11 protein-coding genes are annotated in these 15124 nt (G+C 43.9%); 8 read left to right on the top strand and 3 right to left on the bottom strand.

Features of this window, described 5'->3' with window-relative positions:
- Positions 1 to 63 precede the first annotated feature (63 nt).
- Positions 64 to 1611, bottom strand: a complete 1548-nt coding sequence (locus tag R7R78_RS03260) for an arylsulfatase (RefSeq protein ID WP_005376560.1) — start codon at positions 1609 to 1611, stop codon at positions 64 to 66.
- 306 nt (positions 1612 to 1917) lie between these two features.
- Here R7R78_RS03260 and R7R78_RS03255 point away from each other — a divergent pair, with 306 nt between their 5' ends.
- The 3 genes from R7R78_RS03255 to R7R78_RS03245 all read left to right on the top strand — a co-directional run bounded on the left by R7R78_RS03255 (position 1918) and on the right by R7R78_RS03245 (position 4949).
- Positions 1918 to 2304 (top strand): winged helix-turn-helix domain-containing protein, encoded by a 387-nt coding sequence (locus tag R7R78_RS03255; RefSeq protein WP_005376561.1) that lies wholly within the window; start codon positions 1918 to 1920, stop codon positions 2302 to 2304.
- 80 nt (positions 2305 to 2384) lie between these two features.
- Positions 2385 to 4739 (top strand): fatty acid cis/trans isomerase, encoded by a 2355-nt coding sequence (locus R7R78_RS03250; RefSeq protein WP_225473024.1) that lies wholly within the window; start codon positions 2385 to 2387, stop codon positions 4737 to 4739.
- A gap of 18 nt (positions 4740 to 4757) precedes the next feature.
- The gene (locus tag R7R78_RS03245; RefSeq protein WP_005376565.1) at positions 4758 to 4949 is read left to right on the top strand and encodes a hypothetical protein; all 192 of its coding nucleotides are present in this window, start codon (positions 4758 to 4760) and stop codon (positions 4947 to 4949) included.
- A 50-nt stretch (positions 4950 to 4999) separates the two neighbouring features.
- Here the strand turns inward: R7R78_RS03245 and torS are convergent, their stop codons facing one another.
- The gene (gene torS / locus R7R78_RS03240; protein WP_225473023.1) at positions 5000 to 7963 is read right to left on the bottom strand and encodes a TMAO reductase system sensor histidine kinase/response regulator TorS; all 2964 of its coding nucleotides are present in this window, start codon (positions 7961 to 7963) and stop codon (positions 5000 to 5002) included.
- Positions 7964 to 8006: 43 nt separating this feature from the next.
- Between torS and torT the strand changes: the two genes are divergently transcribed.
- Positions 8007 to 9056: a TMAO reductase system periplasmic protein TorT gene (torT, locus tag R7R78_RS03235; protein WP_080960073.1), complete on the top strand. Its 1050-nt coding sequence runs from the start codon at positions 8007 to 8009 to the stop codon at positions 9054 to 9056.
- A 64-nt stretch (positions 9057 to 9120) separates the two neighbouring features.
- Positions 9121 to 9576, top strand: coding sequence for a methylglyoxal synthase (locus R7R78_RS03230; protein WP_005376571.1), 456 nt, complete (start codon positions 9121 to 9123; stop codon positions 9574 to 9576).
- A gap of 77 nt (positions 9577 to 9653) precedes the next feature.
- On the opposite strand, the gene helD is transcribed toward R7R78_RS03230, so the two are convergent.
- A complete protein-coding gene (gene helD / locus R7R78_RS03225; protein ID WP_005376572.1) occupies positions 9654 to 11723 on the bottom strand; it encodes a DNA helicase IV in 2070 nt (689 codons plus the stop codon).
- Between the two features lie 323 nt (positions 11724 to 12046).
- On the opposite strand from helD, the gene yccS reads away from it, so the two are divergent.
- The 3 genes from yccS to R7R78_RS03210 all read left to right on the top strand — a co-directional run bounded on the left by yccS (position 12047) and on the right by R7R78_RS03210 (position 15003).
- Positions 12047 to 14200, top strand: coding sequence for a YccS family putative transporter (gene yccS, locus R7R78_RS03220; protein WP_031781171.1), 2154 nt, complete (start codon positions 12047 to 12049; stop codon positions 14198 to 14200).
- 258 nt (positions 14201 to 14458) lie between these two features.
- Positions 14459 to 14620 carry a hypothetical protein gene (locus R7R78_RS03215; protein WP_169618042.1) on the top strand — a complete coding sequence of 54 codons (162 nt, stop codon included), beginning with the start codon at positions 14459 to 14461 and terminating at the stop codon, positions 14618 to 14620.
- Between the two features lie 80 nt (positions 14621 to 14700).
- Positions 14701 to 15003 carry a hypothetical protein gene (locus R7R78_RS03210; protein WP_047101396.1) on the top strand — a complete coding sequence of 101 codons (303 nt, stop codon included), beginning with the start codon at positions 14701 to 14703 and terminating at the stop codon, positions 15001 to 15003.
- Positions 15004 to 15124 lie beyond the last annotated feature (121 nt).

Here is a 15124-nt window from a genome sequence, read left to right as displayed (position 1 = left end):
AGATAAAAAAGAGGCTCATTTTAATGAGCCTCTTTCTATATGTGATACTTCACTTAGCTTTTCCTACTTATTTGGGTTCTCTTTTAGTTTCTCCATCACTTGATCGAGCGAGAAGCTTGCTGCTTTTTGCCTTGGTGGGAACTCTTTAAACGTTTCAAGGAATCTGCCTACGTAAGCTTGCGCAGGAACAAGCATGTAAGCACGGTCTAGCATCCAATCGTAGTAAGTGTTAGAAGTGATATCAGCCACTTCGTAAGGATCCATACGCAAGTTGAAGATCTTAGGAACACGAAGTGTGGTGAATGGTTCAGCCCAAATACGCAACGTACCTTTTGCTCGTTGCTCCATAAAGACCAGCTTCCATTTGTTATAGCGAAGTGCAGTTAAGTCTCCATCATCTGAGAAGTAAAAAATTTCTTCTCGTGGGGCCTTATCCTCTTTACCAGTCAAATATGGTAGGAAGTTATAGCCGTCTAGGTGAACTTTGAATTTCTTACCATTCGCACTGTAACCTTTGAGCAATTTCTCTTTGATATTGTCATCACCCGCGGCAGCAACGAACGTTGGCATCCAGTCCATGTGATGCATGATATCATTCGAAACAGAGCCAGCTTTAATTTTACCCGGCCAACGTACCATCGCAGGAACTCGGTACGCACCTTCCCAGTTGGTATTTTTCTCTCCACGGAATGGCGTTGTACCTGCATCTGGCCACGAGTTCATGTGTGGGCCATTATCGGTGGAGTAAAAGACGATTGTGTTGTCTTTAATACCCAAATCATCCACTTTTTTCAGTAGCTGACCTACATGGTTATCATGCTCGACCATACCATCTGCATACTCGCTGATACCTGTTTTTCCAGAGTTCTCTTCTTTCACATGAGTACGGAAGTGCATACGAGTTGCGTTCCACCAGACAAAGAAAGGTTTTTCAGCCTTGACGGCACGATCCATAAAGTCGAGTGCCGCATCTAACGTCTCTTCATCCACGGTTTCCATGCGCTTGCGAGTTAGAGGTCCTGTATCCTCAATTTTGCCATCAGCGTACGAACGGATAACGCCGCGCGGACCGAACTTTTTACGAAACTCAGGATCTTTAGGATAATCGACGTTTTCTGGCTCCTCCTCGGCGTTCAAGTGATAAAGGTTGCCAAAAAATTCATCGAAGCCGTGATTAGTAGGAAGGTGCTCATCTTTATCACCTAAGTGGTTTTTACCAAATTGCCCTGTCATATAGCCCATCGGCTTCAGCATTTCGGCAATGGTTGCGTCCTCTTCCTTCAAGCCAAGATCAGCACCTGGAAGCCCCACTTTACTCAAACCTGTTCTAAGAACGGTTTGGCCCGTAATGAAAGTAGAACGGCCCGCTGTACAAGATTGCTCACCGTAATAGTCAGTGAACATCATGCCTTCTTTGGCGATACTATCTATATTTGGTGTTTTGTACCCCATCAAACCAAACGTGTAAGCACTGAGATTGGACTGGCCAATATCATCACCCCAAATGACGAGAATATTTGGTTTCTCTGCTGCGATACTGCTACTTGTCGCACCGATTAAAGCGGCGGCAAGAATCGCTAATCGGCGTTTAACGCCATATTTCGCTGTCATATAAACCTCTGTGTGTATTAGAAAAGTGCTTCCTGCAACAGAATGTATAGTTCACAAATAGCGGATAAGCGAATTTACTAAATGAGAATTCTTTCTATCTTTGCCTAACATTACACCGTTATTTGTCGCTAATACGCACTCCAATAGCACTTTAGTTCAGAGCGCCATCGCACCATTCATCACTACTGTTAATCTCAAATATTAAGATTGTCTACGCATATCACAGTGCTCATAAAGTACCTGATTGCTTTTATATAAATATTAATGATAATACGTTTTACTACTATTAATAATTAAGGTACCCGTGTGCTTGACTCCAAGGTTTCAAATGGAAAAACTTCCCAATGCCAACACAACGGCGTTCACCATAATGATGAGGAGCTATTACTAGATAAGCGCACTCACTCTGTGGTACTCAATTACTTGCCAAACAAGAAATCTGTTCAGTTAACAAGCATTCAATTTAAGCTGCTGCAAACTCTCACTCACCATCAAGATCAAGTACTTAGTAAGCATTTTCTTTACGAAACAGTACTAAAACGTGAATTTACTGAACATGATCGAGCACTCGATATGCACATGAGCAGAATGAGAAAGCGTCTAGTTCACGAAGGCGTTCCAACAGACAGAATTCAGACAGTCCACCGCCAGGGTTACATTTTCAAGCGCTCAGACAATCAACAGAAAAATTAACGCTAATTGACCCAACTTTTGGTAATTGACCGCTTATTTTGCTTTAATTAATGCAAATTCTAATCACGTAAAATAACTCAATGAATTTGCGCTTAATTTTTACACTTTGCATTGCTACTTTGTTTGCCGGCTGTGCAACCTATGCTGGTCTTAACTATGACCAACTGTTTGGTCCACAGCTCGTGCGTGAACGCACAGTTGACGTGGAAACCCCTCAAGCAAACTTCTTCCAAAGCGAAGTTAAACCCATTATGGATAACCGCTGTGTCGTCTGCCACGCGTGCTACGATGCACCATGTCAGCTTAAGCTCTCTTCTGTTGAAGGCATTGACCGTGGTGCGAGTAAAGCACTGGTATATGAAGGAACAAGACTCACAGCCGCAGTACCAACACGCTTATTCGAAGATGCAGAAACAACCCAAGAGTGGCGCGATGCGGGTTTTCATCCGGTTCTCAACGAACGTGATCAAAGCATGGCAGCCAACATTGACGCAGGCCTTATCGCACGTTTGCTACAGCAAAAAGAGCGCCACCCATTGCCTGACCAAGTCCAGTTAGAAGGCTTTGACTTTTCGATAGACCGAGAGCAAACCTGTCCAACGATTGAAGAATACGAGCAATACGAAAAGGATAACCCAACCTGGGGCATGCCTTTTGGTATGCCAAATCTATCAAACAGTGAATACCACACTCTCATGACTTGGTTGGAAAACGGCGCAATAATGAACGTTCACCAACCTGTTAGTGAGAATGAGCAAGCGCAAATAGATAAGTACGAAACATTACTTAACCACTCTGATTTGAAAAATCAGCTGATGGCTAGGTATATATATGAGCATTTGTTTTTATCTCATCTCTACTTTTCGGAACTCGATGAAGATCCCCGATTCTTCACGCTCGTCCGCTCTGCGACACCACCAGGACAGCCCGTCAAACGTATTTCAACGCGTCGCCCGTACGATGATCCAGGGGTTGAACGTGTGTTTTATCGAATTATTCCAGAGCAAGGGACCATAGTAGATAAAACTCACATGCCATTCGCGTTAAACAAGCAACGCATAGAGAACTGGAAAACTTGGTTTATTGATGCTGATTACATGGTTAGTCAGCTACCGAGTTATGAACCAGAAGTTGCTGCAAACCCGATGACATCATTCATCGACCTTCCAGTGAAGTCGCGCTTTAAGTTCATGCTAGATAATGCACAAAATACAATAATGGCATACATCAAAGGCCCAGTTTGTCGTGGCCAACTGGCATTGAATGTTATCAATGATCGCTTTTGGGTGTTTTTCCTTGATCCAGATAAAGCAGACATCCCAGAAGTAAATGAGTTTTACCGATCTCAGGCTGATAATCTAAAACTACCGGCAGAACAAGAGAGTAACACGCTACCTGTTACCAACTGGGTCAAGTACGCGCGCCAGCAAGCTCGCTACCTAGAGGCTAAATCTGAGTTCACTAATAACTGGTTTAAAGAAGGTGAAAACCTATCCACCGATGTAATTTGGGATGGTAATGGCACCAACCATAATGCGGCATTAACGATATTCCGCCATTTTGATAGTGCTTCTGTTGTTCAAGGTTTAGTTGGTGAGCAGCCTAAAACAGTGTGGATTCTTGACTACGCGTTACTAGAGCGTATCCACTATTTGCTTGTTGCTGGGTTTGACGTTTACGGTAACTTCGGCCATCAGCTCATGACACGAATGTTTATGGACTTCTTGCGTCTAGAAGGCGAAAGTAACTTTATCTCGTTGTTACCCGCCGATATGCGCCATGAACTTCAATCTAGCTGGTATAAAGATCAAAGCCCGCAGTTGAGTGACTTTTTACAACGAAATGTGAAGCCGTTTAACCAACCAACCAGCGTTCAGTATAAGAGTGACGATCCAAAAACGGAGTTGGTGGAGTTGTTGAGCGAACATGTTTCAGATGTGCTTCTGCCTCGCTACGAAATTCAAGACACGGCTCTTTCTGCGAGTAGTGAAAAGCAACTAAAACGTATTGACCACGTTCGTGGTGAAGGCCTAAAAACCGTTCCGCAAATCACTATGCTTATGGTGAGAAGTCAATCAGGGGAAGATGAACTGTTCACCTTACTTCACAACAATGCACACACAAACATCTCTAGCTTGTTTGATGAAGAAAGTAACCGTGACTTTGCTAACGATGATATGACCATTGTACGCGGCGTTGTGGGAAGCTACCCTGCGGCATTTTTCTCGATCAACGAAAACCAAGTAAAAGATTTTGTCGATCAATTTAGTGCCATCCAAAACGAGTCCGATTACGTTAAGTTATTGGATAATTTTGCGATTCGTAGAAGCTCAGAAAAATTCTGGTCATTTAGCGATCGTTTACACAATTGGTACCGTACAAAACAACCGATCGAATTTGGATTACTTGACTATAATCGTTTTGAGAATCGATGATGATTTAAGGGGGTTCTCATGGGTATCCGAGATAACATTGCCGCTCTTGAACAACAGATTTACGTTGCTTGTTCTGAGGGAGACTACGAAACGGTCAATATGCTTGAGCATCAACTCGAATACTTGCGTGGCAAAGTGGAACATCCTTTTGATGATGACCCTTATGCCCTAGACACTCGATTCGAGTGGGAAGATGACATGACCGAATAGAAAAAACCTCCGGAAAGCCGGAGGTTTTTTTATTTTCAATGCTCGATGGATTACTTCGACATTAACTCATCCAGAGCTTGAATTGATGCAGACACTTGAGAAACTAAATCATCTTTAGTCGCATTATAGGTATCTAGAGGTTGAGGCGCGGCTTCAATTGCTTGGCAAGCGTTCATTAGCGCAGTTAGTCCTAAACTTCCCGCGCTGCCCTTTAATTTATGGGCAAGGTTCTTTACTTCTTTACTATCATTGTCCTCAGCAGACGCTTGCAGCTTGCTTAATACATCGGTGCTGGTGGCTCTAAACAGATTAATAATGTGCAACATCTTATCTCTGCCCAAGATTTTCATATCGGACTCAATCACGCTCGGATTAATGATAACCACATCGGGTTCCTTTGTTTTAGGTGCTTGAACGACCTTTGATTGTAGCTCTTGTTCTTGAGGCGAAATTTGATCAAACGGGGTACAGTCGGCATTTTGTGGCAACAACAACGGCTTTCCGTCTAGCGCATCCAGAATCAATGCCGCGAGTGCCTCTTTTGCCAATGGCTTAGGCAAGTATCCGTCAAAACCAGCGGCTAGATAGCGCTCAACTTCTTCCGCAAAAACGTGCGCAGACACTGCAATCATTGGCGTGACGGCAAGCGCTTTATTGGCCGGCTTATCACACTCAATCCGCTTTAAGCGTTGGATCAACTCAGTTCCATCACAATCAGGGAGGTTGATGTCGACCAAAGCGATATCAAAATCTTGTGTGCTGATCAGTTGCTCTGCTTGTGAGCCGTTTTCTGCCATCACGACTTGATGCCCCATGCTTTCTAGAAAACCTTCCGCGACCACTCGGTTGACTTCATTATCTTCTACCAGCAAGACCTTTGCTTTCACTTTGCAACGTGCGGTTGCCACGGTTCCTGTTTCAACAGGTTCGCTTTCCTCTAACGGAATAGAGAACCAGAATCGGCTACCATTTCCCTCTTCGGAATCGACTTCTAAAACACCGCCCATCGCTTCAATGATTCGCTTACTGATAGCAAGTCCAAGCCCCGTGCCTCCAGTTTGGCTCATCCCACCTTCAGCTTGCGTGAAGGCATCAAACAACGTTCTCTGGTATTTTTTGGCAATTCCTATTCCAGTGTCTGATACTTCAATCAGGACTTGCGACTCGTCCTCTGGGTTCAGGCTAACGTAGATATCAATTTCTCCTTCGTCAGTGAACTTAATCGCGTTACCAACAAGATTGTTCAGCACCTGACTGATTCTGGTGACATCCCCTTTCCAGTAGCGACTAACATCACTTTCAATATGGTAGGAGAACAGCAGCTTCTTCTCTTGTGCTCGACTGTTCATTAACTGGAAAGTGTCCTCCACCATTTGGTGTAAATCAAAGCCCATGTGACGAATTTCTAAATGCCCCGCTTCAATCTTGGAGTAATCCAGTACATCATTAAGGATCGCGAGCAACGTTTTACCACTACGATTAATGATTTCCGCATAACGCTTTTGAATTGGGTTGAGGCCTGAGTCAATCAACAAGCGTGCTGTCCCCAACACTCCGTTCATTGGCGTTCTTATCTCATGGCTCATCGTCGCCAAGAAAGCCGATTTTGCTCGGCTCGCTTGCTCTGCTTGCTTGCGAGCTTTAGCGTGATTCAAAACCTCTTCATTCAAACGGCGGTTTGCTTGTTTTAACTGCGAGGTGCGCTGCTCAACGAGCTCTTCTAAATGCTCTTTATGCTCCTCAAGCTCTCGCTTGGCTTGAGCTTCACCCTCTGCTACCACTTTTAGTGCTTGCGCGGTATTACGAGCCGTGATGATGGCCTGCCCCATATGCGCCAACTCATCTTTGCCTTTCACTTCCAACTCAACCGCTAAGTTACCCTGTGCCACAGACAGTAACGCAGCGGAATATTCCGCTAACCGCTTCACAACAGAAAGGTACACCACACGCCATAAAATCAGCACCAATACAATCAAACCAACAATTGAAATAACGGTTAGAGACCACTGAGCGAATTTCAGTGTGCTGGTCAATTGGTCTACAGCGACGGTAGTGGTTTTGTTTGAATCATCAACCAATTTGTTGACCGTGCCATTAAGCTCTGAGAACAACTCTAATGTATTTTGCATCAGTTGTTGTGACTGTTCGTTATTCTCGTATTGCTGCATCAGTATAGAAAATACGACCTGACGCTTACCAAGCTCTATGAGCAGTTGGCTCATTTGCTTAGAGCGCGTAGGATCTTCCACAGCGAGTACACGGCGTTGCATGATTTTGAGGTTGCTATCGAAATCACTTTGAACCTGTTGAATTCGCTCAATATTCGTTAATGTCCGAGCCTCTTCAATCTGATTCAACATTTTAAAGGCCAACAAGTGCAGTTCATGCAATCGCTCAGTCAGATCAAGATCGACCTCCACCAGTGCATCTAGCGCCTGATAAACTTGCGATTTTTTATTCGATTCTAATAAGTCATAAATATGCGTGACGTTAGCAACAGCAATGGTGCTTGTATTCTGAACTTGCGTACGAGTTAGTTGTTCTAGCTCTTCACTGAGCAGACGCATTTCTTCAACACGAGTATCTATCTCTTTTGCAAGCCACAGCTTTTTTTCAACCGAAACACCGAGTTCTGCCAAATTGTCGATAACGTTCTGGACGTTATTCTCTAAAGCTTCTAACAATTGAGAATCGAACGACTCGCTCCCGAGCTCCTTGATGTGAGTGAGTAAAGACTCGAGCTGTTCGAACAGCACTCGCCCTGACTCCTTTCTTTCCTGTTCGTTTCTTGCGTTCGACAACATTTGTACAGACGAAATAATACGAGTACTCAACTCAGAGACTTGCCTCGCCTCAATCATGGCGGGAATCGCAGAATCCACGACATTTCTTTCGGTTTTGGCAACCAAAGAAAATCCAGACACACCAATAAGTGCCGATAACATGACCAGTATTGCCATCGCAATGAAAGACAACAAAAGTTTACGACCGATGCTTGCAGTTGCTAGCAGCATATTTTCATGACCTTAATGTTCGTGTTCAGCGACATATTACGTTATATTTTGCAGTGTTTACTTAATCTATGCCAACGAACTTCATTTCATGGTTAAAAATCAACACGCATTTCGCACATTTTTCAAACATTCTGCAGCCACTTTAACCCTCGTTGCTTCTTTGCCAGCGGTTGCCGCAGAGAAAATATGTGCAATATACCCTCACCTAAAGGATTCATACTGGTTGTCAGTAAACTATGGAATGGTGTCCGAAGCGAAAAGAGAAGGTGTCGAGCTACGAGTCCTTGAAGCGGGCGGCTACCCAAACAAAACCCGTCAAGAACAACAACTCGCACTGTGTAACCAATGGGGAGCAGATGCGGTTATCCTTGGGACCGTGGACCCACAGGCTTACGAGCACTCACTTAAAAATTGGGTGGGGAATACTCCCGTTTTTGCTACTGTGAACCAACTCGACTTGGATGAAGAACAAAGTGAGTTGCTAAAAGGGACTGTTGGTGTTGACTGGCATTGGATGGGATACGAAGCGGGTCAATATTTGGCAGCTCGCCATCCAAAGGGGTCAGGAAAAACCAACATTGCCTTACTTTTGGGGCCGCGAACTCGTGGTGGTACGAAACCCGTTACTGCCGGATTTTATGAAGCGATACAAGGAAGTGATATCAACATTGTTGACTCATTTTGGGCAGACAACGACAAGGAGTTACAACGTAACCTAGTTCAACGTGTGATCGATATGGGAAATATAGATTACATTGTTGGCAGTGCAGTGGCGATTGAAGCGGCCATCAGTGAGCTGCGCAGTGCCGGCAAAGCTGAGGAGATCGGTTTAGTTTCTGTGTACTTAAGTCATGGTGTATATCGAGGCCTGTTACGTAACAAAGTGCTCTTCGCACCAACAGATAAAATGGTGCAGCAAGGTCGGCTTTCCGTGATGCAAGCAACGCATTACTTAAGAGGGGAAGCGTATGACAAACATGCCTCACCAACCATCAAACCACTGACTCCGAAGACGCTTCATGATGACACGATCGAAGAATCGTTATCTCCGTCAGAATATAGGCCGACATTCCGTGTTAAGGCTGTTGATTGAAAGACCAAAAACGTGTTCTATTGAGTCACAACAATTTTAAAATCATACAAACGGAAACATCTTGATGCAAAAAACCATTCGTACCATGCCAACCCATAAACATGTGGCTTTGGTTGCTCACGACAACTGCAAACCTGAGCTACTTCGCTGGGTAAAAGAAAACAAAGAAAAGCTACAGAGTCACTTCCTTTACGCAACTGGCACGACAGGACACATGCTGAGTAAAGAAACTGGACTTGCGATTAAGAGCATGATCAGTGGTCCGATGGGCGGTGACCAACAACTAGGCGCTCTCATTTCAGAAGGCAAAATCGACGTTCTCGTTTTCTTTTGGGATCCACTGAATGCCGTACCTCACGACCCAGACGTTAAAGCGCTTCTTCGTATTGCTAGTGTTTGGAATATTCCTGTAGCAACGAACCGAGCCACCGCTAAGTTCCTGTTTAACTCCCCTCTTCTTGAGCAAGAAGTAGACATCGAAGTACCGGATTACGAAGCCTATCTTGCTGAGCGCATGTAAGCTTTGATGCCAACCAAATAAAGCAAGGGCGATACCAAGTATCGCCCTTGCTGTTTTTAACATTCTAAACGTTGCATTTAACGGGAAGTCACGATGGGATAGTCACCATTAACGAGCTCTTGAACGAATGCAGATCCCGCGCCAGTATGCGTGATCCAAACCTTCTCTTTCGCACGTGTAATCGCCACGTAAAATAGCCTGCGCTCTTCTGCGTAAGGGAATTTGTCTTTGGACTCCGTCAACGCACCATCAATGTGAATTTGCTTCTTCTTAGCGGGGAATTGCCCCTCATCCACAGAAAGAATAATCACAAAGTCTGCTTCGCGTCCTTTACTCGCATGGCAAGTCATAAAGCGAATATCGAGATTAGGGAAACGTCGCAACCAATCGTCGAACAAATCGGGCTTATGATAATGGTTACGTCCTAGCAATAAAACTGACTTGGTTTGCTTGGCTTGTTGATTCAAGTGATCCAAGATCTTTTCCACTTGATTGCTCGGCGCGGTATGTACGCTCTTCTGCTTGCGTTGTTTGTGGCTGTTTAGTGTTTTCGGCAACTGCGATGGGTTTTGCTGCACGAATGTATTCGCTACATCACCAATCTGATTGTTGAAACGATAAGTTGTATCTAAGTGATGAACGGTTGAGTGAGCAAAGCGTTCTTTAAAACCAGTGATAAGATCGACATCCGCTCCTGCAAACTGATAGATAGCTTGCCAATCGTCGCCAACAGCAAATAACGTCGCACCTGCTTGTTTCTGAGTGGATTCACACAGTGCTTCAATCAATGCCAGACGGTCTGGAGAGATATCTTGATACTCATCGACCATAATAAAGCGCCATGGCGAGACAAACTTTCCTTTATTCACATAATCTGTCGCACGACTGATCATGGTTGGGAAATCCACTTGGTTGCTTTCTTTAAGCATTTTCTGCCACGCTGTAAAACATGGCCAGCATAAGGCGAGTTCACTATTTAAACGCGTATAGTCTTGGTGGTTTACGAGCTTTTCTTGTACTTGCTTTTTGGTCAACCCTACCGCCGCTAAATGAGACAGCTGCGAATCTAGCCAAGCGATCAGTTTTGGATTTTCTGAATGGCTTCCTAACTCATCATCCCCTTTTAGGTACGCAATCGGCCATTTGTCTAAATGTTTTTGCCAACGTTTAAAGTTGGTGGGTGTCATCCAATGTTTTTTCAACCAGTCTACACACCATGCCGTTCGTTGATTTTCGTCCAACGCTAAAGGGCTAATTTCGACAGGTTGCTGTTCGACTTGTTTAAGAATATACAAGCCCAACTGATGGAATGTGTTGACGCGCACACCGTCTGCCGCCATGCCCACTTTATCTACTAAGCGTTCTTTCATTTCAGTCGCCGCATCACGACCGAACGCTAACATGAGAAGCTCTTCTGCTTGAGCCTGATGGCTTTGCAACAAATAGGCAACTCGTGCGGTTAAAACGCTGGTTTTGCCCGAGCCGGCACCAGCAAGAACTAAGTTGTGGTCGTCGTTGAGTAATACCGCATATTGCTGGGATAAATTCAAAGGAGAGGATTCAATTTGATTAAACAGCACTTCCCAATTTGGACGTTCTGCTTCTAGCCAATCGCGATTACGCTCACCAAGCGCCTCAGAGGTATCAATGAGCCAAGGCTCTATTTGCGACATACGATTCGGCATTCGCATTTTGGCTTCTTCTAGGGTGGTTTTCATCTCGCTTAACTCTTGGTTAAGACTTTCAACCCAGGAGACCACTTGAGAATGCGATAAGTAAGCAGGCAAGTGCTTTAGTTTGTAAAGCTCTTCTTCCCACTTAGGTAGATACTCAGCCAGTTTTCGGCACTGAGTGTTGTGCCATTCTTGATACTGACGAACAGCTTCAAGAGCAAACTTACGGCATTGTGGCCACGGTAGTCCTTGTACTAGCCAACTTTGTTGTTTGCCTTCGTGCTCATGAGCAAAAAACTGCAAAGAGCTCCATAACAACCCACGCTTTACGCTAACTTTGCCATTCCAGATCGTAAAAGGAATATGTTCTTCACTGCCTATTGAGCTTAATAAAACACTGTTCTCTTTTATTTCGACGTGATGGTACTCATTTTGAATAAAAAACTGTGCTTTGCTAGTGGCAGTGAGCTGCATGAAACGTGCGCCTTTTAATTTAGAAGTTGTCGATTTATATCATTTTAAGGCGCCAAATTGTAGCAATGGCGAGCACCTAAGTAAGCATCTTCTTTTATTCTTTAATAAAATTCACATTACTGTCGATTTAGTAACCTAAAGCTCATTCTATTTGAAGCTGACTTTACAATTATAGACACATTGCGTGGCTGCTTTAGTATAAGTCAATGACATCCCTGTTGATTTTATCAGCAACAACGAATTTTTCTTAAAGTAAATCATAAACGCGCTATAGTGGGTTTGGTAGTATTCCCCCGTTCTTCATCGGAAACATAAGGCGCATTGTGCAAGCAACTTCTAAATTTCGGCTCTATTGGGCAAACAAGACCATAAATTACAGCGTTCTTATCCTAATCACCTTACTGGGTGTAGTTATCCCGACTTGGTACTTCGAGCAAAACACGCTGATCACGCCGCTAATACTGGGCGTTATTGCTGCTGCTTTGGCAGAGAGTGATGATAGTTTCACTGGGCGCATCAAGGCGCTGATTCTCACCTTTCTCTGTTTTGCGCTTGCTGCTTTTTCAATTGAAATCTTGTTCGATACCCCATGGGCTTTTGCGTTGGGATTATTTATCTCAACCTTCGGCTTCATCATTCTTGGGGCGATAGGTCCTAAGTACGCGAGTATTGCTTTTGGTTCGTTGCTGATCGCTATTTATACTATGCTTGGCGCACATGAAAGCACCAACATTTGGTTTCAGCCACTACTGCTTTTGACTGGTGCCGCCTGGTATTACTTCATGTCCATGATTTGGCAGATATTTTGGCCCCTTCAACCGGTGCAACAAAGCCTAGCCAATGTGTTCTTCCAAATGGCGAATTATCTTGATGCGAAAGCCAAGCTTTTTCACCCTGTGACCAACTTGACGCCACAACCGCTGCGGATTGAAGCTGCAAAATGCAATGCTGCCACGGTTACGGCACTAAACGTTTGTAAAACCACATTACTTAACCGATCGAAACGGGGTCACATTGATGGGCCTAGTGACCGATTTTTAAATATTTATTTCATCGCTCAAGACATTCACGAACGAGTCAGTTCTAGCCATTATCGCTATCAGGATTTAGCGACCGAATTTGAACGTTCTGATGTGCTGTTTCGTTTTAAATATCTTTTGGAGTCTCAAGCCCAAGCGTGTCGTGATATTGCACTAGCCATTCAGCTAGGAAATGAATACTCCCATACCGATCAATCTATTCTGGCATTAGCTGAAGTACAAAACTCTCTTGCTTATCTAGAAGAACAAAAGCAAGGGCACTGGAAACGTCTTCTGATGCAGTTAACATATTTATTCAATAACTTAGCGACGGTAGAAAAACAGCTTAATAACATTAACAACCCAGATGTTGAAGGCCTCGAAGAAGATACCCTCGCCGATACCAACCCACACACGCTAAAAGCGATGTGGCAGCGTATATCAGCAAATTTACACAAAGATTCGATGCTGTTTCGGCATGCATTACGTATGTCAATTGCCTTAACGATTGGCTATGGAATCATTCAAATATTCAACATCGACCGAGGTTACTGGATACTCTTAACCACTTTATTCGTATGCCAACCGAACTACAGTGCCACTCGCCAAAAATTGACGGCGCGAGTAATAGGTACATTAGCTGGTTTGTTGATTGGTGTACCATTGCTGACTTTTTTCCCTTCTCAAGAAAGCCAGTTAGTATTTATCGTTATCTCTGGTGTAATGTTTTTCGCCTTCCGGATGAACAACTATGGGTACGCGACTGGTTTTATTACACTGCTCGTCCTCTTCTTATTTAATCAACTAGGTGAAGGTTACGCAGTTGTCCTTCCTCGACTAGCAGATACCCTCATCGGGTGTGTGCTTGCAGTAGGAGCTGTATTAGTTATTTTGCCCGACTGGCAGTCGAGAAGGCTTCACAAAGTTATGTCGGATGCGATAGAGGCGAACAAGCAGTATCTCGATCAGATCATTGGTCAGTATAGAATCGGCAAGAAAGACAATTTGAGTTACCGTATCGCTCGCCGCCAGGCCCACAATAATGATGCCTCACTCTCTTCTGCGATTAGTACGATGCTGGCGGAGCCTGGCAAATATCGCGCAGCTGTTGATGAAAGTTTTCGCTTCCTAACGTTAAATCACGCAATGTTGAACTATATTTCTGCATTAGGCGCGCACAGAACTCGCATCGAAGATGAGTCAATTCATAAACTCGTTTTAGATGCTCACCGTTGTATTCATCAGCATCTGGATGTACTTCATAAACAGCTTCACCAGCATTGTGAGGAGTGTGACCTATCTAATATTGATGATGCTGGACTCGAGCAACGCTTAAACGAATGGCGCGATGAAGACGACAGCTCTGCCCGCATGGTATTGCAGCAACTTCATCTTATCTATCGCATGCTCCCAGAGCTTCATTCACTTGCTAGTAAGTTTGCCGTCAGGGTAAGTTAGTAACATTCAAACCATATGTAAGAGGGAAGCGCTATATCGCTTCCCTTTTTCTTTTTACGTTTCCATCTACCCCAAAGTGGGTAATTATGTACCTTCTTAGGAAAAATCTGACGTATCACTTAACACACCTTGACAATATTCGGACAAAAAGCAATCGATCAAATTCTAATCTATTTTGGTTGAATAAATATATTGTATCCAAAGGATGAAGAATTTCGGGCAACGACGGATAAACCGAATCACGACGAAGGTATTGAGATGAACGCACAACAATTTAATGAACTTAAGCAAAAGCTCAGTGATTTAACGGCAAGTCAGTTAAAGTCATTACAAGGTGAGATCAGCGTGAAACTAAATAAAGCGCAAAAACCGGTTCTATCTGGTGAAGAAAGAGAAATGCTTGCCAAACTGTTTGCCTAATCAAGTCATTGATATAAAACACTTGAACGTTTTATAAACTCCACCTATGCTCTCACTATCATAATGTTGGGAGTAGTGATATGCCTGTATCGGGAATTCAATCTGGATACCACATCGTTCAGATGTCACAACAAATGGCCGAGAAAGCTGCACATGGCATTAGCAATAATGTAAGTAAGGTAAAAGAAGAGCTTTCTGATCACAACATCGATTTAGCTGCGGTTGCGGATGTCGCAATAACAGCCTCAACACCTAGCCTTCCCTCTCAAAAAGTTGAATCTCTCATCAACCTCGCACAAGCCGCTGGTTATAACCGAGTTGGCGCGTCTGTCATAGAGAAAAACAATGAAATCATTGGCAGCTTGCTAGACATCCACGTTTAGGCAATTTAACGTCAAATTATCGCTATTTTAATTTCCAACTATCACTATAACGTCGTAACAAGATAACCCCTTTGCTTCGCTCTTTCTTTCTATTTCGATTCAAATACTCCTGTTTAAAATC

The sequence above is a fragment of the Vibrio sp. 2134-1 genome (genome assembly GCF_033339495.1).
This window is presented reverse-complemented; position numbering and strand designations above follow the sequence as displayed.